The sequence below is a fragment of the Catellatospora sichuanensis genome (genome assembly GCF_007483665.1).
Classification (GTDB): domain Bacteria; phylum Actinomycetota; class Actinomycetes; order Mycobacteriales; family Micromonosporaceae; genus Catellatospora; species Catellatospora sichuanensis.
The window spans coordinates 50,624-72,119 of record NZ_VIQO01000025.1; the positions used below are offsets into that span (position 1 = coordinate 50,624).

The 21,496-nt window shown below is 70.5% G+C and carries 18 protein-coding genes; 8 read left to right on the forward strand and 10 right to left on the reverse strand.

The window, feature by feature from the left end; translation table 11 throughout:
* Positions 1-26: 26 nt before the first annotated feature.
* The 3 genes from FLL47_RS30935 to thrS form a co-directional block, all read right to left on the reverse strand.
* A complete protein-coding gene (locus FLL47_RS30935; RefSeq protein WP_144125533.1) occupies positions 27-527 on the reverse strand; it encodes an HIT family protein in 501 nt (166 codons plus the stop codon).
* Positions 524-994 (reverse strand): GNAT family N-acetyltransferase, encoded by a 471-nt coding sequence (locus tag FLL47_RS30940; protein ID WP_144125987.1) that lies wholly within the window; start codon positions 992-994, stop codon positions 524-526. The genes FLL47_RS30935 and FLL47_RS30940 overlap by 4 nt, the downstream gene beginning before the upstream one ends.
* A 73-nt stretch (positions 995-1,067) precedes the next feature.
* Positions 1,068-3,116: a threonine--tRNA ligase gene (thrS, locus tag FLL47_RS30945; RefSeq protein WP_144125536.1), complete on the reverse strand. Its 2,049-nt coding sequence runs from the start codon at positions 3,114-3,116 to the stop codon at positions 1,068-1,070.
* Positions 3,117-3,262: 146 nt separating this feature from the next.
* Between thrS and FLL47_RS30950 the strand changes: the two genes are divergently transcribed.
* Genes FLL47_RS30950 through FLL47_RS30960 form a run of 3 tightly spaced genes read left to right on the forward strand, consistent with a single transcriptional unit; the run spans position 3,263 to position 7,922 of the window.
* A complete protein-coding gene (locus FLL47_RS30950) occupies positions 3,263-4,408 on the forward strand; it encodes a class I SAM-dependent methyltransferase (protein ID WP_144125540.1) in 1,146 nt (381 codons plus the stop codon).
* A 48-nt stretch (positions 4,409-4,456) separates the two neighbouring features.
* On the forward strand, positions 4,457-7,432 hold the full coding sequence (locus FLL47_RS30955) for an EAL domain-containing protein (protein ID WP_144125543.1): 2,976 nt from the start codon (positions 4,457-4,459) through the stop codon (positions 7,430-7,432).
* Between the two features lie 10 nt (positions 7,433-7,442).
* Positions 7,443-7,922, forward strand: a complete 480-nt coding sequence (locus FLL47_RS30960) for a type II toxin-antitoxin system PemK/MazF family toxin (protein ID WP_144125546.1) — start codon at positions 7,443-7,445, stop codon at positions 7,920-7,922.
* A 117-nt stretch (positions 7,923-8,039) separates the two neighbouring features.
* Here the strand turns inward: FLL47_RS30960 and FLL47_RS30965 are convergent, their stop codons facing one another.
* From FLL47_RS30965 to FLL47_RS30975, 3 genes are all read right to left on the reverse strand, one after another.
* Positions 8,040-9,065 (reverse strand): adenosine deaminase, encoded by a 1,026-nt coding sequence (locus tag FLL47_RS30965; RefSeq protein WP_144125549.1) that lies wholly within the window; start codon positions 9,063-9,065, stop codon positions 8,040-8,042.
* 26 nt (positions 9,066-9,091) lie between these two features.
* Complete coding sequence (locus FLL47_RS30970; protein ID WP_144125552.1) at positions 9,092-9,892, reverse strand: trans-aconitate 2-methyltransferase; 801 nt, start codon at positions 9,890-9,892, stop codon at positions 9,092-9,094.
* A gap of 245 nt (positions 9,893-10,137) precedes the next feature.
* Complete coding sequence (locus FLL47_RS30975; protein WP_120320032.1) at positions 10,138-10,341, reverse strand: cold-shock protein; 204 nt, start codon at positions 10,339-10,341, stop codon at positions 10,138-10,140.
* A gap of 339 nt (positions 10,342-10,680) precedes the next feature.
* Here FLL47_RS30975 and FLL47_RS30980 point away from each other — a divergent pair, with 339 nt between their 5' ends.
* The 3 genes from FLL47_RS30980 to FLL47_RS30990 all read left to right on the forward strand — a co-directional run bounded on the left by FLL47_RS30980 (position 10,681) and on the right by FLL47_RS30990 (position 14,171).
* Complete coding sequence (locus FLL47_RS30980) at positions 10,681-12,030, forward strand: ABC transporter substrate-binding protein (RefSeq protein WP_144125554.1); 1,350 nt, start codon at positions 10,681-10,683, stop codon at positions 12,028-12,030.
* A 91-nt stretch (positions 12,031-12,121) separates the two neighbouring features.
* Positions 12,122-13,141 (forward strand): carbohydrate ABC transporter permease, encoded by a 1,020-nt coding sequence (locus FLL47_RS30985; RefSeq protein WP_144125990.1) that lies wholly within the window; start codon positions 12,122-12,124, stop codon positions 13,139-13,141.
* A 70-nt stretch (positions 13,142-13,211) separates the two neighbouring features.
* Positions 13,212-14,171, forward strand: coding sequence for a carbohydrate ABC transporter permease (locus tag FLL47_RS30990; protein ID WP_144125558.1), 960 nt, complete (start codon positions 13,212-13,214; stop codon positions 14,169-14,171).
* Positions 14,172-14,273: 102 nt separating this feature from the next.
* Here the strand turns inward: FLL47_RS30990 and FLL47_RS30995 are convergent, their stop codons facing one another.
* Positions 14,274-15,029: an SDR family NAD(P)-dependent oxidoreductase gene (locus tag FLL47_RS30995; RefSeq protein ID WP_144125560.1), complete on the reverse strand. Its 756-nt coding sequence runs from the start codon at positions 15,027-15,029 to the stop codon at positions 14,274-14,276.
* Between the two features lie 301 nt (positions 15,030-15,330).
* Here FLL47_RS30995 and FLL47_RS31000 point away from each other — a divergent pair, with 301 nt between their 5' ends.
* Together FLL47_RS31000 and FLL47_RS31005 are read left to right on the forward strand one after the other, a co-directional pair.
* Positions 15,331-15,927 carry a GNAT family N-acetyltransferase gene (locus tag FLL47_RS31000; protein WP_222106279.1) on the forward strand — a complete coding sequence of 199 codons (597 nt, stop codon included), beginning with the start codon at positions 15,331-15,333 and terminating at the stop codon, positions 15,925-15,927.
* Positions 15,928-16,668: 741 nt separating this feature from the next.
* On the forward strand, positions 16,669-18,171 hold the full coding sequence (locus FLL47_RS31005) for a GH1 family beta-glucosidase (protein ID WP_144125567.1): 1,503 nt from the start codon (positions 16,669-16,671) through the stop codon (positions 18,169-18,171).
* A 96-nt stretch (positions 18,172-18,267) separates the two neighbouring features.
* Here FLL47_RS31005 and FLL47_RS31010 read toward each other — a convergent pair whose 3' ends face one another.
* The 3 genes from FLL47_RS31010 to FLL47_RS31020 form a co-directional block, all read right to left on the reverse strand.
* Positions 18,268-19,656: a serine/threonine-protein kinase gene (locus tag FLL47_RS31010; protein WP_144125571.1), complete on the reverse strand. Its 1,389-nt coding sequence runs from the start codon at positions 19,654-19,656 to the stop codon at positions 18,268-18,270.
* A 110-nt stretch (positions 19,657-19,766) separates the two neighbouring features.
* Positions 19,767-20,675 (reverse strand): Gfo/Idh/MocA family protein, encoded by a 909-nt coding sequence (locus FLL47_RS31015; RefSeq protein WP_186316006.1) that lies wholly within the window; start codon positions 20,673-20,675, stop codon positions 19,767-19,769.
* A gap of 90 nt (positions 20,676-20,765) precedes the next feature.
* Positions 20,766-21,293: a hypothetical protein gene (locus FLL47_RS31020; RefSeq protein ID WP_144125577.1), complete on the reverse strand. Its 528-nt coding sequence runs from the start codon at positions 21,291-21,293 to the stop codon at positions 20,766-20,768.
* Positions 21,294-21,496 lie beyond the last annotated feature (203 nt).

The window sequence follows — 21,496 nt, forward strand, 5'->3', positions numbered from 1 at the left end:
CGCCCGGCGCGTCGCCATGCCCGCGATCAGGCCGGCCAGGCCTCGCGGAGCAGATCGCGGGTGTCGGTGAGCAACTGTGGCAGGGCTTTGGTGCGCGCGACCACGGGCAGGAAGTTGTTGTCCCCGCCCCACCTCGGCACCACGTGCTGGTGCAGGTGCGCAGCGATGCCGGCGCCCGCCGCGTGGCCCTGGTTGAGCCCGATGTTGAACCCGTGCGCGTTGGAGACCTTGCGGACCACCCGCATCGCCGTCTTGGTGAACTCGGCCAGCTCCGCCGTCTCGGCCGCGTCGAGCTCCGGGTAGTCGTCGATGTGGCGGTACGGGCAGATCAGCAGGTGCCCCGGGTTGTACGGGAACCGGTTGAGCACCGCATAGACGGCCTCACCGCGTGCGACGACCAGCGCGTCCGGGTCGGATACCGGCGCGACGCAGAACGGGCACTCGGTCGGCTTGGCGCCGCCGCTGACGTACGCCATGCGCCACGGCGTCCACAGCCGCTCCAGGCCGTCGGGGTCGGGCGAGGTCATGCCCGCGCCTGCGCGGTGTGGGGCACGTCGGGACGGCCGATGACCCGCGTGGTCAGCTGCATCCAGCGGTCCGGCTCGGGCAGCGGGACGAACCCGACCTCGGCGTAGACGCCGTGCGCGTCGGCGGTGGCCAGGATGATCCGGTACACGCCGAGCGCGTGCAGATCGTCGCGGACCGCCGCCACCGCCCACCGGGCCAGGCCCTGCCCGCGATACGCGCTGTCGACGAACACGTCGCACAGCCACGCGAAGGTCGCCCCGTCGGTGACCACGCGCAGCAGGCCGACCTGCGCCCCGTTCGGGGCGTAGATCCCGTACCCGGTGGAGCCGGCCAGCGAGCGCTCGATGACCGAACGCTCGCGACCGTTGGCCCAGTAGCTCTCCTGGGCCAGCCAGCGCTCGACGGTGTCGAGGTCGAGCCGCGCCGGGTCCGTGTCCAGCACGAACCCGGCCTCGTGGTGACGCATGCTCACGCTTCCTCCTCGCTGCGCTCGTCGTCAGCGTGAGAACCCGGCAACATGGTTCGCTCGCTGCGCTCGCTCACGCCGCGCTGCCCGCCTCGGCGATCTCCGCCACGGGGGCGGACGGGCCGGTGTTGACGCGCGAGCGCACGATCTCGGTCACGTGGGCGACGGCCTCGTCCAGGCTCACGCCGTTGCGCTGCGAGCCGTCGCGGTAGCGGAAGGACACGGTGCCGTCGGCCAGGTCCTGGTCGCCGACGATGGCCATGAACGGGATCTTCTGCTGCTGCGCGGTGCGGATCTTCTTCTGCATGCGCTCGTCGGAGCCGTCCACCTCGGCCCGGATGCCCGCCTTGCGCAGCTTCGCCACGAACTCGTACAGGTAAGCGGCGTGACCGGCCTCGTCGTCGGAGCGGATCGGGATGCCGACCACCTGCACCGGCGCCAGCCAGGCCGGGAACGCGCCCGCGTAGTGCTCGGTGAGCACGCCGATGAAGCGCTCGATCGAGCCGAACTTGGCACAGTGGATCATGACGGGCTGCTGCCGCGTCCCGTCCGCCGCCTGGTACTCCAGCTCGAAGCCCTTCGGCTGGTTGAAGTCGTACTGGATGGTCGACATCTGCCAGGTGCGGCCGATGGCGTCCTTGGCCTGCACGGAGATCTTCGGGCCGTAGAAGGCCGCGCCGCCCGGGTCGGGCACCAGGGTCAGCCCGGTCTCCAGGGCGCACTGCTCCAGCACCGCGGTGGCCGTGGCCCAGTCCTCCTCCGAACCGACGAACTTCTCCGGCTTGCTGTCGTCACGGGTCGACAGCTCCAGGTAGAAGTCGGTGATGCCGAAGTCCTTGAGCAGGCCGAGCACGAAGTCCAGCAGGTGCTTGATCTCGGCGGCCGCCTGCTCCTTGGTCACGTAGGAGTGCGAGTCGTCCTGGGTGAAGCCGCGCACGCGGGTCAGCCCGTGGATCACGCCCGACTTCTCGAACCGGTACACCGCGCCGAACTCGAACAGCCGGATCGGCAGCTCACGGTAGGACCGCCCGCGCGACCTGTAGATCAGGTTGTGCATCGGGCAGTTCATCGCCTTGAGGTAGTAGTCGCTGCCCTCCATGTCCATCGGCGGGAACATGGTCTCCTTGTAGTAGGGCAGGTGACCCGACGTGTGGAAGAGGCCTTCCTTGGTGATGTGCGGGGTCCCGACGTACTGGAAGCCCTCCTCGATGTGGCGGGCGCGGACGTAGTCCTCCATCTCGCGCTTGATCACACCGCCCTTGGGGTGGAAGACGGCCAGGCCCGAGCCGATCTCGTCGGGGAAGCTGAACAGGTCGAGGTCGGTGCCCAGCTTGCGGTGGTCGCGGCGGGCCGCCTCCTCGAGCAGCTTCAGGTAGTCCTTGAGCTGGTCGCGGGTCGGCCACGCGGTGCCGTACACCCGCTGCAGCTGGGGGTTCTTCTCCGAACCGCGCCAGTATGCCGCCGCGGAGCGCATCAGCTTGAACGCGCCGATCAGGCGGGTGGACGGCAGGTGCGGGCCCCGGCACAGGTCGCCCCAGCAGCGGTCGCCCGTCTTGGCGTCGAGGTTGTCGTAGATGGTCAGCTCGCCGCCGCCCACCTCCATGACGTCGTCGCCCGCGTCACCCTTGATGTCGACCAGCTCGAGCTTGAACGGCTCGTCCTTCAGCTCGGCCTTGGCCTCGTCGAGCGTCTCGAAGCGGCGGCGCTGGAAGCGCTGCCCCGACTTGACGATCTCCTGCATCCGCTTCTCGATCTTGTCGAGATCGTCCGGGTGGAACGGCTTGGGCACCGAGAAGTCGTAGTAGAAGCCGTTGTCGATGGGCGGGCCGATGCCCAGCTTCGCCTCGGGGAAGATGTCCTGCACCGCCTGGGCCAGCACGTGCGCGGTGGAGTGGCGCAGCACGTTGAGGCCGTCGGGGGAGTCGATGGCGACCGGCTCGACCGCGGTGTCGACCGTGGGAGCCCAGTCGAGGTCGCGCAGGCGGCCCTCGGGGTCGCGGACCACCACGATCGCCTTGGGGCCGTGCACCGGCAGGCCGGCCTCGGCGATCGCCTCCGCGCCCGTCGTCCCGGCCCGGACGACGACGGGGTCGGCCTGTGGCGGGCTGATCGAAACGCTCACGGTGATCTCCTCATGTCCTCTGCAGCGGTTTGTCCGGCTCCGGCCATGCTATCGGTCGCGCCGATCATGCCGGTTACCGGTTCCGGCCGCCCGCGGTTCACCCGGATGCTCTTTCACGCGGGCTTCGACGGCGTTAGATTGGCGCCATGGCGAGCGCTGACCTGGCAAGGACTCTCGATCGTCGGTATCAGACCTACTTCGCCGACCGCGCGGCGGTGCCGTTCGCGGTGCGCACCGGCGACGGCACGCCGCCCCGTGTCCTGGGCCCCGGCGATCCGGCCTTCACCATCGTGGTCAGCGACCCGCGGGGTGCCAAGGCCCTGGCCGGGCTCGACCAGTTCCAGATCGGTGTGGCCTACCTGCGCGGCTGGCTGGACATCGAGGGCGACCTGATGGCCGCGCTGAAGGTCCGCGGCATGTTCCACGACCGTCACCCGATCGCGTGGCTGGCCCGGTTCGCCCCGGCGCTGCGGCTCGGCGGCGCCGAGCACGACCGCCGCGCGATCTCGTCGCACTACGACAACGAGTCCGAGTTCTTCCTGACCTTCATGGACTCCCGGCACCGCTGCTACACGCAGGGCGTCTTCGCGCGCGACGACGAGCCGCTCGAGGACGCGATGACCCGCAAGATGGAGCTGGCGCTCGACGCGCTGAAGGTCTCCCCCGGCGACCACATCCTGGAGGTCGGCGGCGGCTGGGGCGCGTTCGCCGAGTTCGCCGCCCGGCGCGGGGTGCACGTCACCACGCTGACCCTGGCGCAGGAGTCCGAGCGTTACCTGTCCGACCTGTTCGCCCGCGAGCAGCTGCCTGCCACCGTGGTGCGCAGGCACCTGCTGCGCTACGAGGCGCCGCGCCGCTACGACGCGATCGTCAACATGGGCGTCACCGAGCACCTGCCGAACTACGCCGCCACGCTGCGAAAATACGCCGAACTGGTCAAACCGGGCGGTCACGTGTACCTGGACGCCCTCGCCATGCGGGCCAAGCACCGGGTGTCCACGTTCATGAGCCGCTACATCTATCCGGGCAAGTCGTCGCCGCTCGTGCTGCACGCGTACCTGCGCCAGGTGGCGCGCTCGCCGTTCGAGCTGGTCAGCGTCGACGACGACCGGCACAACTACCACCTGACCTGCGCGGAGTGGGCCCGGCGGCTGGACGCGGCCCGCGAGGAGGTGGTCCGGCGCTGGGGAGACCCGCTCTACCGCCGGTTCCGGCTGTTCCTCTGGGGCTCGGCGGCCAGCTTCGACACCGGCCTCGTCCAGGCGTACCGCTGGGTGCTGCGACGGCCGTGAGCGACCGTTTCGCCCGGTGAGGTCCGCTCTGCGCGGTACCGTCTGAAGGTGTCACCAGACCTCACGCTCGGGGTCCTGTCCCCATTCCTGGGGGGCTGGTACTACGGCGGCGTGCTGGCGGGGATCGCGCGCGCCGCGGCGGAGGCGGGCGCGGGCGTCATCGCGATCCAGACCCTCGACGCGGGTACCGAGCACATCGAGGTCACCGAGCCCCCGGAACTGTCGTACCCGGTCGCGTGGCAGCACGTGTCCGGTTTCGTGGTGGTGCTGCAGGCGGTGTCGCACCGGTATCTGCACACGCTCGCGCAGACCGGCCGCCCGTTCGTGTCGGTCAGCCACGCGCTGCACGACCTGGCCTACCCCGTGGTGATGCCGGACAACCGGACCGGCGTCACCGAGGCGGTGGACCACCTGGTCGCCCACGGGCACCGCCGGATCGCCTTCGCCGGGCGGCTGGAGACCGGCGACATCCGGGAACGGTACGAGGCGTACCTCCAGGCGCTGGCCGTACACGGGATCGAGCCCGACCCGGGGCTGCTGTTCCACGCGCCCACCAACCAGGTCGACGGCGGCGAGTTCGCCGCCGAGCTCATGCTGGCCGCCGGGCTGCCCTCGACCGCGGTCATCGCCGGCACCGACGAGAACGCGACCGGCATCATGCACGCGCTGGCCGCCGCCGGCCTGCGGCTGCCCGCGGATCAGGCCGTGATCGGCTTCGACGACCTGCGTTCGAGCGCCTACCTGATCCCCCGCCTGACGACGGTGCGCCAGCCGACGGAACTGATCGGCCGGGCGGCCGCGACGACGCTGCTCGGCATGATCGGCGGAGACACCGAACCGCCGGCGCGCATCCTCGTGCCCACCTCGATCATCGTGCGCGAGTCCTGCGGGTGCAGCGGCGATGTGGCGTTCCACGCCGACACCGAGGCGCCCGCGCCGCACCGCCGCCTGGCCGACCTCATCGCCACCACCGTCGCGCCCGTGCACGGCTCGCTGGCCTCGGCCGACGCGGCCGATCTCGTGCACGCCGCCGAGACGGTGGCGCGCGCCGTGCAGGACGGCTCGGCCGAGGCGGCCGAGCTGCGGCCCACCTGTGAGGAGGTACGGCTGGCGCTGGAGCTGCTGCTGCGGCTGTCCGGCGGGCGGCCGGAGGCGCTGTACGAGATCGCGCAGCTGATCCGCGACTACGGCCAGCCCGCCAACGGAGTGCTGCTCATCCTCATGGAGATGCGCGGCCGGACCCTGTTCCGGGACAGCTCCCTGCTCCGCGAGACGCTGACCGCGCAGTACGAGGTCGGCATGGAGCTGCTGCGCGGGCACCGGGAACCGGCCCGGCTGGAGTGGCTGCGACGCACCTGGGTCCGGGGCGGCTGCCTGGGGTTGTGGGCGGGCGGGCTGCCGCCTTCACTGGCCGACGCCGCCCTGGAGATCATGGGCCTGTTCGTGCCGGGCGAGACACCGTCGGTGGAGCCGTCGGTGCCGGTCAGCGCATTCCCGCCACTGCGGGTGCGGGAGCTGGCCGACCCGACGGCCAACCTCATCGTCTTCGTGGTGCCGGTCAAGGGCGGGGCCAGCGACTGGGGCTTTCTCGCCGTGGTGGACTCCGTGTCCACCGGCGGCGCCACCGGCCGGGAGCCGTTCAACCAGTGGGCCGCGCTGCTGGCGGTGGCGCTGGACCGGCAGGCGCTGCTGAAGGAGTCGCTGCGGCAGAAGGAGCAGCTGCGCATCGCGGCCCTCTACGACGAGCTGACCGGCCTGCCCAACCGGTCGCTGTTCCTGGACCGGCTGCGCCAGGCGATCCGCCAGTCGCGGCGGCGCAGCGGGCGGCCGTTCGGGGTGCTGTTCCTGGACCTGGACGGGTTCAAGGTGGTCAACGACAGCCTCGGCCACTCAGCCGGGGACCGGCTGCTCAAACAGGTCGCCAAGCGGATCAAGTCGACCCTGCGCGACTCGGACACGGTGGCCCGCTTCGGCGGCGACGAGTTCCTGGTGCTGCTCGACGACGTGACCGCGCCACACACCCCCGCCCAGGTCGCCGAGCGCCTGCACGGGGTGCTCGCACAGCCGTTCCAGCTGCACGGCCAGGACGTGGTGGTGACCGCCAGCATCGGCATCACGATGAGCAGCCGCCGCTACAGCAACGCCGAGGACCTGCTGCGCGACGCCGACATCGCGATGTACTCGGCGAAGTCCCGGCACAAGGGCCGCCACGCCGTATTCGACGTGGCGATGCACGCCAAGGCGGTCACCCGGCTGCAGATCGAGACCGAGCTGCGCCAGGCGCTCGACAACGGCGAGTTCGAGGTGCACTACCAGCCGATCGTGGCGCTGCGCTCGGGCCGGACCAAGGGGTTCGAGGCGCTGATCCGCTGGCGGCACCCGCTGCGCGGGGTGCTGTCACCGGCCGCGTTCATGCCGGTCGCCGAGGAGACCGGACTGATCATCCCGATCGGCGGCTGGGTCGTCGACGAGTGCTGCCGCCAGCTGGCCGCCTGGTATGCGGCCGGCATCGCCACCCCCGGACTGTCCGTCGCGGTCAACGTGTCCAACCGCCAGTTCTGGAGCGGCAACGTCATCGACGACATCACCCAGGCGCTGGACCGGCACCGCCCCCCGCCGGGCAGCCTCGCTGTGGAGATCACCGAGGGCGTGGTGATGGAGAACGTCGCCCCGGCCCGCGACATCCTGCACACCCTGCACGACCTCGGCTGCCAACTGCACATCGACGACTTCGGGACCGGTTACTCCTCATTGGAGGCGCTGCACCGGCTGCCCATCGACGCGCTGAAGATCGACCGGTCTTTCGTCTGGCAGATCGACACCGACGCGCGTAGCGGTGAGCTGGTGCGCACCATCGTCCTGATGGGACGCAATCTCGGCCTCGACCTGATCGCCGAGGGCATCGAGACGCCCGAGCAGCGCGACTACCTCATCCGGCTGGGCTGCGGGTACGGGCAGGGCTTCCTGTTCTCCCGGGCGGTGCCCGCCGACGTGGCCTGCACGCTGCTCGGCGAGCCCACCTAGACTGCCGATCATGTGGCTGTTCCTGACCCTGTTCTCGGTCGCCGTACTGACGCTCGCCATCTGGTGGCGCTGGCGCAAGTCGTCCCACCCGGCCGCCCGCCCCGCGGGCAGGCGCCCCGCCGGCAAGCGCCCGCCGGGGCGGCCCACGGGCACGAAGAAGGCGCCTGCGCCCGCGGGCGGCCCGCAGCCCGGGGAGATCTGGTGGGCGGACGTGCCCTACGAGGACGGCCCCGGGTCGAAGGTGCGGCCGTGCGTGGTGCTGCGGGTCAAGGGCGGCGCGTTCGAGATCCTGAAGATCACCAGCCAGGACCAGAGCCATCGGCGTGACCACATCGAGATCGCGACGAAGTCATGGGACGCCGATGCCGACCACAACAGTTACCTGGACCTCAGCGACCCGATCACCGTCACCACCGCCGCCTTCGCCAACCGCGCCGGCGCCCTGGACACCCCCACCTGGCGCAAGGTGAAAGCCCTCCACCAGGCCTGACCGGCTCCAGCGCGCACGCGCTCCCCGCCTGTTATCGACGTTGGCCTATTACGTCGACTTCGATCTTCGCCCAGTCGATGTAATAGACCGACGTCGATGCTGCCCGGGAGTGGCGGGTCAGGCCGTGGCGGCGTAGACGTCGATCTCGGTGAGCAGGGCGGTTTTGACCTGGTCGGTGGCGAACGAATGGCGGACGCCCTGGCGGGCCAGCTCGGCCACGCCGGCCGCGTCGAGGTCCAGCAGGCGGGCGGCCACCTCGTACTCGTTGTTCAGGGTCGTGCCGAACATCGGCGGGTCGTCGGAGTTGATGCTGACCGGCACACCCGCGGCCACGATCGCGGCGAGCGGGTGCTCGGCCAGGTCCGCCACGGCCCGGGTACGCAGGTTCGAGGTGGGGCACACCTCCAGCGGGATCGCGTGCTCGGCCAGGTATGCCAGCAGCGCGGGGTCCTGCGCGGCGAAGATGCCGTGGCCGATGCGCTCGGCACCGAGCTCGCGGATCGCGTCCCAGACGGTCTGCGCGCCGGTGGTCTCCCCCGCGTGCGGCACGCTGTGCAGGCCCGCCGCACGGGCCTGGTCGAAGTACGGCTTGAACTGGGGCCGGGGCACGCCGATCTCGGGACCGCCGAGGCCGAAGCTGATCAGCCCGTCCGGACGCCGGTCCAGCGCGATGCGCAGGGTCTGCTCGGCCGACGGCAGGCCGGCCTCCCCCGGGATGTCGAAGCACCACCGCAGGACCAGGCCCAGTTCCTTCTCCGCCTCGCGCCGCGCGTCCTCGATGGCCTCGCAGAACGCCTCGGCCGGGATGCCCCGGTGGACGCTGGAGTACGGCGTGACGGTCAGCTCGGCGTAGCGCACCTGCTGCGCGGCGAGGTCCTGGGCGACGCCGTAGGTCAGTGTGCGTACGTCCTCGGCGTCGCGGATCAGGTCGACGACGCTCAGGTAGACCTCGACGAAGTGCGCGAAGTCGGTGAAGGTGAAGTACTCGGCGAGCAGCGCGGGGTCGGCCGGCACCGGGCTGCGGCCCTCGTGCCGGGCGGCCAGCTCGGCCACGATGCGCGGGGAGGCCGAACCCACGTGGTGCACGTGCAGCTCGGCTTTGGGCAGTCCCGCCACGAAGCTCGCAAGATCGTCCTTAGCCATGCCGGCACTTTACCTTCCGGCCCCGGTCACGAGGGTGCGGCGGTCCGCCGGCCGACCGCGAAGACGCGGCGGAACGGGAAGTCGACGATGGCCCCGTCCGCTGGGTAGGCGCTGATCAGCGCCGGTTCGAGGGCCACGCAGAAGGCCTCCCACGCGCCCGGCTGCTCGGCCAGCGCGGCGCGCACCGGACGCAGCGCGGTGCCGGTGAGCCAGGTGAGCACCGGGTGCGGGCCACCGGTGACGGGAAGCTGGTGCACGTACTCGGTCTCCCAGGTGTCGGCCGCGCAGCCGGCGGCGCGCAGCAGCCGGGCGTACTCCTGCGACCCGGGCACCGACCGCGGCTGCTCGGCGATCTCACCGAGCAGCGCGGACCAGCGTGACGAAGCACACAGTTCGCGCAGCGCCCGGTGGGCCGGCCCGTCATGGTTGCCCGGGACCTGCAGCGCCAGCCAAGCACCCGGACGCAGCGCCCGCGCCCACCGGCCGACCAGTTCCTCCTGACCGGGCACCCACTGCAGGACCGCATTGGTGACGATCACGTCGACCTCCGGCCCCGGCAGGTACTCGCGCACGTCACCGACCTGGTAAGACACCGGTCCCGGGCCGCCCTGGTCGGCCACCGCCTTTTCGATCATCTCGGGCGACGAGTCGATGCCGCGCACCTGCGCTCCGGGCCAGCGCGCGGTCAGCGTGGCCGTCAGGTTGCCCGGCCCGCAGCCCAGGTCCACGACCTGCCGCGGTTGCTCGGCGTCCACCCGGGCCAACAGATCGTGAAACGGGCGGCCGCGTTCGTCCGCGAAGCGCAGGTAGGTCTCGGGGTTCCACATGGGCGGCCTCCATATCGCAAACCGTACGTACGTCTTGGTTTGAGCCTAGCGCGATGCGAACGGCTGGCGCAATCCGGTCCGGGACAGCATCGAGCCCCGCATACAGGGCATGATGCGGGGCTCGACACGCTCCGGCGGGCCCACAGGCCACGCGGAACGACAAACGGGCCGGTGTGACACCGGCCCGTTAGGGTCAGACGACCGCCGCCGGAGCACCAGGCTCCGGTGGCGTCACCTTGGGAAGATCAGAGCGGGCGGACCGCGTCGGCCTGCGGGCCCTTGGCGCCCTGGACGATCTCGAACTCGACGCGCTGGTTCTCTTCGAGGCTGCGGAAGCCGCTGGCCTGGATCGCAGAGAAGTGCACGAAGACGTCAGCGCCACCACCGTCGACGGAGATGAAGCCGAAGCCCTTGTCGGCGTTGAACCACTTGACGGTTCCCTGAGCCATTTTCACCATTTCCTTGCACAAACTGAACCGCGCCGCACACCTCGTGCGGGGGCTGGCCACTGAGTAGCGGCAACCGGCGGTCCTCTCATTCTCAGGGAGGGCAACGCGAGCAGACCACGTACATCAAAAACCAAGCACGAGTGTAGCCCACATCGCGCGGCCGTGGGGACCGGGATGATCGTGATTACAGGTTCCGGGGTGGTTTCCGAATCGTTACCAACCTTACTGTTGTCAGCGCTGGACAGTTCGAGACCGAAAGCGCTTGCATGGCTTGCGTCACCTTGCGGTAGTCCGGTACCAGGGGGCTGCGCTCCGACAAGCTCACGAGGAGGAAACTCCATGGCATCCCACAGACAGCGGCGTCTGCTCGCCTTCTCCGGTGCGGTCGTAATGGCTCTCACCGTCGCGGCGTGCGGCGGCGGCGAGTCCGACAACACCTCCGAGGGCAAGCTCGACACCCCCGAATGCGCCGCCTACAAGGACTACACCGGCATCTCCGGCGAGACCGTCACCATCTACTCCCCCATCCGCGACGCTGAGGCGGGGCTGCTGGAGGACGCCTGGAAGACGTTCGCCGACTGCACCGGCGTGAAGATCGAGTACGAGGGCAGCGGCGAGTTCGAGGCGCAGTTGAAGGTCCGCGTCGAAGGTGGCGACGCACCTGACCTCGCCTTCATTCCGCAGCCGGGTCTGCTGGAGTTCTTCGCCAAGGGCGGCAAGCTCAAGGCCGCCGGCGAGAAGACCAAGGCCATGGCCACGCAGAACTTCTCCCCCGACTGGCTCAAGTACGGCACCGTCAACGGCAGCCTGTACGGCGCCCCGCTGGGCGCCAACGTGAAGTCGTTCGTGTGGTACTCCCCGTCCCTGTTCAAGGAGAAGGGCTGGAAGGTCCCGACCACCTGGGACGAGATGATCAAGCTCAGCGACACCATGGTCGCCGCCAATCTCAAGCCGTGGTGCGCGGGCATCGGCTCGCAGGACGCGACCGGCTGGCCGGCCACGGACTGGATCGAGGACGTGCTGCTGCGCGAGCAGGGCCCCGACGTGTACGACCAGTGGGTCACGCACGCCATCCCGTTCAACGACCCGCGGATCGTCTCGGCGACCGACCGGGTGGGCTCGATCCTGAAGAACGAGAAGTACGTCAACGGCGGCATCGGCGGCGTGAAGTCCATCGCCACCACCACCTTCCAGGACGGCGGCCTGCCGGTCGTCCAGAAGAAGTGCGGCATGCACCGCCAGGCCTCGTTCTACGCCAACCAGTGGCCCAAGGGCACCAAGGTGGCCGAGGACGGCGACGCGTTCGCCTTCTACCTGCCGGCGATCGACCCGGCCAAGGGCAAGCCGGTGCTGGGCGGCGGCGAGTTCGTCGGCGCGTTCACCGACACCCCGGCCGTGCAGGCGGTGCAGACCTACCTGGCCAGCCCCGACTTCGCCAACAGCCGGGCCAAGCTGAACAACTGGATCTCCGCCAACAAGGGCCTGGACGTGGCGAACGTGTCCAACCCGATCGACAAGGTGGCGGTCGGCATCCTGCAGGACAGCGGCGCGGTGTTCCGCTTCGACGGTTCGGACCTGATGCCCGCCGCCGTCGGCGCGAACTCCTTCTGGAAGGGCATGACCAACTGGATCAACGGCACCGACACCAAGGCCACCCTCGACTTCATCGAGGGCACCTGGCCCAAGTGAGCCGGTAGTTGATCTATCTACGCCGTGTGGGTCCCGTTCCGGGGCTCACACGGCGTAGTCTTCCTCCCGACCGGTGCCCGAGGAGATCGCGTTGAACTTCGACTTCACCGCCGAAGCCCCGAAGTTGATGATGCTGCTGTACGGCGTCATCGCCTTCGCCGCTGTGGTGGGCCTGTTGCTGCTGGTGCTGGACGTGCTGCCCGCACGCAAGGACCGGTGGATCGCGCTGGGGCTGCTCGCGCCGGCCGGTCTGCTGCTGCTGGTGGGCCTGATCGTGCCGGCGATCCGCACGATGGTCCTGGCCTTCATGAACGCCGACTCCAGCGAATTCGTGGGCCTGGAGAACTTCGGCTGGATGTTCACCGACAAGAACTCCGGCATGCTCCCCGACTTCAGCAGCGATCCCGTGCAATACGGCGTGCTGCTGAGCACCCTGCTGTGGGTGCTGCTCGTACCGACCGTCTCCACCGCGGTCGGCCTCGTCTACGCGGTCATGGTGGACCGGGCCAGATTCGAGTCGTTCGCCAAGTCGCTGGTCTTCATGCCGATGGCCATCTCGTTCGTCGGCGCCGGCATCATCTGGAAGTTCGTCTACGAATACCGCCAGGAGGGCACCGAGCAGATCGGCCTGCTCAACCAGTTCGTCGTCGCGCTCGGCGGCACGCCGCAGCAGTGGCTGCTGGACGGGCCGTGGAACACGCTGTTCCTGATCGTGGTGCTGGTCTGGATCCAGGCGGGCTTCGCCATGGTGGTGCTCTCCGCGGCGATCAAGGCGATCCCCGCAGACATCGTCGAGGCCGCCCGCATCGACGGCGTGACGGCGTGGCAGATGTTCTGGCGCGTCACCATCCCGAGCATCCGCCCGGCCCTGGTCGTCGTGCTGGTCACCATCTCCATCGGCACGCTGAAGGTCTTCGACATCGTGCGCACCATGACCGGCGGCCAGTTCGGCACCAGCGTGGTGGCCAACGAGATGTACACGTACTCGTTCCGGGCCGATGAGAAGGGCAAGGGCGCCGCGCTGGCGGTGCTGCTGTTCCTGTTCGTCATACCCATCGTGATCTACCAGGTCAGGCTCATGCGCCGCCGCCGGCTGGAGGGAGCCCGATGAGCGAGCATCGCGAGCGAATCCAGCAGGCCGTTTCAGCTCATCGTGACGACGAGCGCAGCGAGGAGGAGCGATGAGCACGGGTACCGAGACGATTGTCGCCGCACCTGATGCCGAGGTCCCGCCCACGGTGGGGGGCCGGGTGCGCAAGAAGCTGACCAGCCGCACCGCGAGCGCCGTGTCGCTGGTGATCGCGCTGCTGTGGACCGTGCCCACGATCGGCGTGCTGGTCTCGTCGATCCGCCCGGAGAACGAGATCAAGTCCAACGGCTGGTGGAACTTCTTCGCCAACCCGCAGTTCACCTTGGAGAACTACGAGCAGGTGCTGTTCGGGTCCCGGTCCGCGTCGGGCGGGCTGGCCGGATACTTCATCAACTCGCTGGTCATCACGATCCCGTCGGTGCTGTTCCCGCTGGCCTTCTGCGCGCTGGCGGCGTACGCGCTGGCGTGGACCCGGTTCCGCGGCCGCGACTGGGTCTACATCGGCATCTTCGCGCTGCAGATCGTCCCGCTGCAGATGGCGCTGATCCCGCTGCTGTCGTTCTTCAACTACGGCGTCTCGCTGGGTGGGGTGCAGCTGCTGCCCGCCTGGGATCTGGACGGCCCGGCCAAGTTCATCACGGTCTGGTTCGCGCACACCTGCTTCGCCCTGCCGCTGGGCATCTTCCTGCTGCACAACTTCATGGCGGAGCTGCCCGGCGACCTGGTCGAGGCGGCCAAGGTCGACGGCGCGTCCCACTCCAAGATCTTCCGTTCGGTGGTGCTGCCGCTGATCGTGCCGGCGCTGGCGTCCTTCGCCATCTTCCAGTTCCTCTGGGTCTGGAACGACCTGCTGGTAGCCCTGATCTTCGCCGGTGGCCCGAAGAACGCCCCGCTCACGGTGCGCCTCGCGGAGCTGGCCGGAAACCGCGGCAACGAATGGCAGCGGCTCACCGCCGCCGCCTTCGTCTCGATCATCGTCCCGCTGACCGTGTTCCTGTCCCTGCAGCGCTACTTCGTCCGCGGCCTGCTCGCCGGCAGCGTCAAGGGCTGACCGAAAGGAAGGGCACCTTCTTAACGCTATGCGTTGCAGAAGGTGCCCTTCTTAACATCTTCGGCCGCTGACCAGGACGGATGTTGTTGCGTGGTGGGGCCGTCAGCGGCCGAGCACGGAGCCGCCGTTGACATTGATGATCTGACCGGTCACGTACCCGCCGGACTCCCCCGCCAGCCAGCACACCGCCTCCGCGATGTCTCCCGGCCGGCCCGCGCGGCCGACCAGGGTCTGCGCCACCCGCGCCGCGTGTCCCTGCGGCGTCATCCGGCCGTCGAAGAACTCGGTCTCGGCCACGTATCCGGGTGAGATGACGTTGGCCGTCGCGCCGTCCGGGCCGAGCTGTGCCGCCAGGTCCATCACCCAGCCGTGCAGCGCCGCCTTGGCGGCGGAATAGGGGCCGCCACCGCCCCGCTGCGCGGCGATCGAACTCAGCAGCACCACCCGCCCGCCCGGACGGCGCAGCAACGGCAGCACCGCCTCGGTGAGCAGCACCGCGGTGAGCACGTTGGTCTCGAAGGTGGCCCGCCACTGATCCGCCACGGCGGTCAGCCCTGCGCCGTCGCGGCCGAGGTATCCGCCCGCGTTGTTCACCAGTACGTCCACCGCCCGCCCGGCCAGCGCCACAGCGACGCGCTCGGCCGCCGCGGGCACGCTGAGGTCGGCGGCGATCGTCGTCACGGCCGCCCCGGTCGCCGCGCGGATGCCTGCGGCGGCCTGCTCGAGCACGTCCGCCCGACGTCCGATCGCGACGATGTCGTGTCCTCGTTCGGCCAGTGCCAGCGCGGTGGCCGAGCCGATGCCGGTGCCCGCCCCGCTGATCACCGCCAGCGGCCTGTTCTCCCCATGATCGTTCATGCGGCGACCCTACCTTCAGCCTGCCCTCGCGCACGGCCCACCGCGGCACCCACCAGGCGACCCGGTTCGGCATGCAGACGCGGCCGACCGCCCGACGCGAGCGGGCCGGACACCACCACGTGAATCTTGTGCACTTTGTGCTGCCTCGGCGACACCAACTGCACAGGATCCGAAGCCAACCCTGATCGCTCGCCGACCGCCACGCCGAAGCGGACGTCAGTTTCGGGGAGACCGCACGAATCGCGCCGTTGAGCCAGGCAGGGGCTCGTGCGGCGGCGGGAACTGCGGCAGGATGCCGGATGTGAATAGTGTTCGCGTCGCCGTACCCGCCGATCTGCCGGCCCTTGCCACCACCCTGGCCGAGGCGTTCGGCGACGACCCGGTATGGACCTGGATGGTCCCCCCGCGCGGCCGCCACGCCCGGCTGGAGCGCATCTTCGGAGCCCTGCTGCGGTATGCGGTCCCGCGCGGGCACGTCTACACCACGGGGGACCGGCAGGCGGTGACGATGTGGGCCCCGCCGCACGAGTGGCGGCTGCCCACACCCGCGGTCGTCCGGGCGGCCGTGCCGCTGCTGCGGGCCACCGGCGCACGGCTGCCCCACCTGCTGGGCCGGATGGGCGAGATCGACCGCCTGCACGAGCGCCAGCCCGCGGAGCACTGGTACCTGGAGTTCATCGGCACCACGGTCGCCGCGCGCGGCACCGGACTGGGCTCGCTGCTGCTGGCCGACGCGCTGGCCCGCTTCGACGCCGCCGGGCTGCCGGTGTACCTGGAGTCGTCGCACGAGCGCAATCTGAGCTTCTACCGCCGCCACGGCTTCACCGTGACCGGGCAGCCGCCCATGCGCTCCGGCCCGCCACAGTGGACGCTGTGGCGCGATCCCGGGGCGGCCTAAGGGCGGGGCGGGCCATGGACATCCGGCCCGGCTCGGGTCTCGCGGACCATGAGCGGGCCCGCCGGACCGCCCTCGGACGGGTCCGCGGCACCCGTCCGAGGGCGGTCCGGGCGTCGCTTCGTGTCAATGTGGAAACATGCCCGACACATCGACGCCCGGCCCGTGGGAGCGCTTCCGCAGGTAGGGGCCGATTCGGTTAGCAGCCAAGGATTTCCTGGTGGTTGCCTACAGATTCTGGGGCGATGAAGGGTCTTCCCCTCCGGCCCAGTTGTCGCTATCGTTCCAACAAACGTCCATGGGAACGCTTCCACGGATGTTCATCAATGTAAGAATTCGTCCCGTCGATGGCCCGCCCGGACGCCATCGCCGGCCGCTCCCAGAGGCGGTCGGTCGCCGATCTCCCTACGACCGGCGACCGACCTCCCTCCGGGTGCCGGAGAGGAGGTGAAGCTCGCGACTACGTCGCGTGCCAACGGCTCCCGCGCGTCACGCTGCCTCGTGACCCTGCCGCTCGGCAGACACAGGGCGTGAGCACCCGATGGGGGCGGGGACTGCCCTTCCCCGCTCCCATACCAATCGGCATTCTCCGCCTCAGCGCCCAGCAGCACCAGACTTACGCCACATGTGCGAAAGTCTTTACACCACATCTCCACCCGTCACAGGGATGAGGACAACTGTACCTGATCATGGGAGCGTTCCCATCCATGATCAGTCCTTTTCCCAGTATCTGAGGAGCACCACATGCCAGGTCCTGTCGGCCGATCTCTCACCCGCCACACGGTGCCACGCCGTGCCGGCTGGACCGCGGCCTACGCCTCCACCGCAGCCCGCGCCGACACCGGCGTGGCCACCTCCACCGTGGCCGCCGCGCTGACGAGCCGCGACGCGACGGATCCGACGCCGGATCCGTCACCCACCGCCACGGGGCTGCAGTTCCCCGACGGATTCATCTGGGGCGCCGCGACGTCGGCGTATCAGATCGAGGGCGCCGCCGCCCTCGACGGCCGCGGACCGTCGGTGTGGGACACGTTCGCCAAGACTCCCGGCCGCGTGCGCAACGGTGAGCATGGCGACGTCGCCGCCGACCACTACCACCGCTGGTCGACCGACCTCGACCTCATCAAGGAGCTGGGCCTGCGGTCCTACCGCTTCTCCATCTCCTGGCCCCGGGTCGTGCCCGGCGGCAGGGGCCCGGTCAACGGCAAGGGCCTCGACTTCTACCGCCGGCTGGTGGACGGCCTGCGCGAGCGCGGCGTCACCCCGATGGTGACCCTCTACCACTGGGACACCCCGCAGGAGCTACAGGACATCGGCGGCTGGGAGAACCGCGACACGGCCTACCGCTTCGCCGAGTACGCCGCCGTGCTGGCCGAGGCGCTCGGCGACGCCGTGCCCAACTGGCTCACCCTCAACGAGCCGAAGACCATCGTGCAGAACGGCTACCTGTACGGCTCGCACGCCCCCGGCAAGCGCGACGAGGCCGCCGCGTACGTGGTCGCGCACCACCAGTTGCTCGCGCACGGTCTCGCCGTGCAGGCGATGCGCCCGCACCTGAGCCCGCAGACCCGGATCGGCCCCGCGCTGAACCTGCACCCGTGCTACCCCGCCGACGAGAGCCCCGAGGCGCAGCAGGCCACCGTGCTCTACGACGGCTACGAGAACCGCCTCTACCTCGACCCCATCCTGAAGGGCCACTACCCGCAGGACGTGCTGGACGACGTCGCCCGGTTCTCCCCGATGCAGAAGCACATCAAGGACGGCGACCTCGAGGTCATCTCGTCGCCGGTGGAACTGCTGGCCGTGCAGTACTACTGCCCGATATACGTCACCGGTGACGGTGAGACGGTGCGCAAGCACCCCACCAGCGAGGCGTTCTGGCAGCAGATCTACCCCGAGGGCATGTACGACATCCTCACCCGCATCAAGAAGGACTACGGCGACATCGCCCTGACCATCACCGAGAACGGACTGCCCTGCCCCGACGTGATGGGCCCCGACGGCACCGTACAGGACACCGGCCGCATCGCCTTCCTACGCGACCACTTCGCCGCCACGCACCGGGCCATCACCGACGGGGTGAACCTGGAGAGCTACCACGTGTGGTCGCTGATGGACAACTTCGAGTGGCAGGAAGGCTACGACGAGCGGTGGGGCCTGGTGTACGTCGACTACGCCTCCCAGCAGCGCACCCCCAAGGCCAGTGCGCGCTGGTACAGCGGAGTGATCCGCGACAACGGCCTGTAGAGCCTCCTCGGTGGTGGGAGACCCTCGCGTCCACGCCGCCGGGTGACTGGGCCGGGTGACCTCATGGTCGCCCGGCCCGTAGCATTTCCGGCCTGCTCAGGCCTCCAGCGCCCGGCCGAGCGCCGCGACGTCGTCGTGCAGCTGCCGGCCGACCTCCCAGTCCAGCGTCGCCTCGCTCACCCGCTGATCGATCTTCGTGTGGGCCGCCTGCACCTGGGCGGCCAGCAACGCGCCGGTCGGCCTGGCCTGGACCAGGTTGTTCACGGTGTTGCGCAGGTCGGTCGCGACGTCGGTGCGCACCTTGCCGCCGCGGGCGGCATCGTCGACCGTCTTCAGCGCGGCGTCCTGCGCCTGCTTGACGGTGAGCACCGGGGCCGGCGACGGGCCGGCCGTCGGCCCCGCCGGAGCCGAAGTGCTCGGGGCGGGCCGGGAAGCGTTCGCGGTCGGCGAGGCCGCGGGCGTCGTGGGGGTCGTCCCGGACGGATCCGCCGACGCCGGCTGCGTACCGAAGCCGGGCGTGCTCGCCGGCGGCGTGCCGACCGCCTGACCCGGCTCACGTGGAGACTCGCGGGTGGGCAGCGTCCAGACCAGCGCTCCGAGCACGGCGACCCCGGCCGCCACCGCCGCCACCGGCAGCAGCCGCCGCGGCGAGCGGGCGGGCACCGCGCGCAGGACGCGGGCCACCTCGGCGGCCGTGGGACGCGTCGCGGGATCGCGGCGCAGCGCTGCGGCCACCACCGCGGCGACCGAGCGGGGCAGTTCGGGCACGTCCGGCGGCACCACCGGGCCGTGGTCGGCGGCGACGTCGTCCCAGCCGCGCACCCGGAACGGCGGACGGCCGGTGAGCATCTCGTACATCACCACGCCCAGCGCGTAGACGTCCGTGGCGGGCTCGGCGGGCATGCCGTCGAGGCGCTCGGGGGCGACGTACGCCGGGGTGCCGAAGCTGGCACCGGTGCTGTCGTCGTCGGGTTCGCCGACGCGGGCCGCGATGCCGAAGTCGAGGACCGTGACCTGTTCCCCGTGCACCATCACGTTGTCCGGGGTGATGTCGCGGTGCACCACGCCCCGGCGGTGCGCCACCTCCAGCACCGCGGCGATGCGGGCGCCGATGCGCACCGCCTCCCGCCAGGGCAGCGCGCCCAGCGCGATCCGGTCCGCCAGCGGCTCGCCGGCCACCAGCTGGAGCACGATGACCGCGATCTCCTGCCCGTCCGGGGTGCTGGTGCGCACGAAGTCGTGCACCCCGGCGACGTCCGGGTGGTTGAGGCGGGCCACCGCCCACGCCTCACGCCGGGCCAGCTCGCGCAGCCGCTCGTCGCCGGACAGGCGCGGGTCGAGCACCTTCAGCGCGACGAGGCGGTCGAGCGTCTCGTCGCGGGCCCGCCAGATGACCGCCATGCCGCCGACGCCGATCCTGTCGATCAGTCGGTACCGCTCGACCATCAGGTCGCCGGCGCGCAGCGGGTAGGCGTAGTCGGTCATGAACGGCACGTTGCTGCATGATCCGCTGTGGTGTCAACGGTTGCCCGGACACGATTCCGGATCACTTAAACGATCCAGCTCCCACCTGCTTCACGACCCCGCGGCACCGTTCACCGGACGCCGACCGCACGTCCCTCCTGTTGGGACCGCTGCGCCGCCTCCAGCACCGCCACCACCTCGCGGGCGAAGCGCACGTCGCACGGGTGTGCCGGGCCGCCCTCGCCCGGATGCCGCGCCTCGGCGAGCAGCTCGTCGATCGCGCGGCCGAAGTTGGCCACCGGGTCGCCGGACCCGCCGGGCAGGTCCAGCACGCCGGCCTCGCCGTGCAGCTGGTACTCGAACAGCAGCGCCGTCGGCGGCGCATCCAGCGTGAGCATCAGCACGCTGACCGCGCCGCTCTCATGGCGGGCCAGCACGTGGCTGGTGGCGTGCGCGCCGGCCAGCGAGGTCACCTCGGTCACCGGTCCCAGCACGGGCAGCAGCCGCGACAGCGCGTGCGGGCCGATGTCCCACAGGCCGCCGTGCACCTTGCGCCAGGTCGATCCGCTGTACGGGCCGCCCTGCGCGAAGATCGAGGCGTACATGGTGACCCGGGCCGAGCTCCAGCCGCCCGCGGCGGACGCCTGCTCCAGCGAGCGGGTGACCTCCGGGTCGAAGCGGGAGGTGAAGAAGACCACGCTGGCCACGCCGGTGTCCGCGACGGCTTCGACCACGCGGTCGGCGTCGGCTGTGGTCAGTGCCAGCGGCTTGTCCAGCAGCAGGTGACGGCCCGCGCGGGCGGCCCGCTCCGCGATCGGCGCCTGCACGTCGGGCGGCAGCGCGACCGCGATGGCGTCGACGTCGGCGATCAGCGCGTCGACGTCGTCATAGGGCCGGGTGCCCAGGCGCGACGCGAGCGCGGCGGCCTTGGCCGGATCGCGTCCCCACACACCGACGAGCTCAGCCTCGGGGTGGGCCACCAGTGCGGCGCCCTGGGTCTGCTCCGCCCAGTAGCCCGTGCCGAACAATCCGAATCGCATGAAGATCAGCCTAGCCGCCCACGGGTCCGGCGCGGTGGCGGCCTGTCGGGCGCCCGGCCGCGGACCGCCGTGTCGGCGGTGCGGCGCCGCTCAGGCCTTGGCGACCTCGTCGAGATAGCGCTGCTGCAGCGCTGTCGGCAGGCTCGGGTCGTGGAAGCCGCCGAAGGCCCACGGCTCGTACTGGTCGGGCAGCATGGCCTTGACGCGGTCGGGGTAGCCGAGCCCCGCCTCGGCGATCCGCACCCGCGGCGGCTCGCTCAGCTCGACGACGACCGGGCCGGAGATGCGGGCGGCGAAATCCCACGGCTGGCCCGGTTCCCCGGCGGCGCAGAAGAAGTACGCGTACACCACGCGCACGTCCTGCATCCGGGTCGCGTCCGCGGGCTCCATGCCCATGGTCTCGGCCGTGCACAGCACGGTGTCCTCGGCGGCGACGTCGTGGCCGTGCTGGTGGTGCTCGGACGGGGACGACTGCGCCAGGATCACCGCGACGCGGTCGGCGAGCACGTCCTTCAGGTCCGCGGGCGCCGCCACCGCGAACAGCCCGGCCACCAGCCCCAGCGCCAGCAGCTCGGGCACCAGCCACCAGGCGTTGCGGCGTACCGCGGTCATCGACACGGGCACATGCTCGCACCCGCCATGGCACGGCGCAACCATTTGCCGAGGCCGCTGATCACATGGTGGAATGTCAATGCCGTGGCGCTGCGAGGGCAGACGTGGAGCGCGCCGCGGCCAGTGCGTGAGCCGCGCCGACGCGACGGACCGTCCCTGACCCCTGTCGCCGGCCCACCGTGGTCGCGGCAGGGGTGATCCCGTATCCG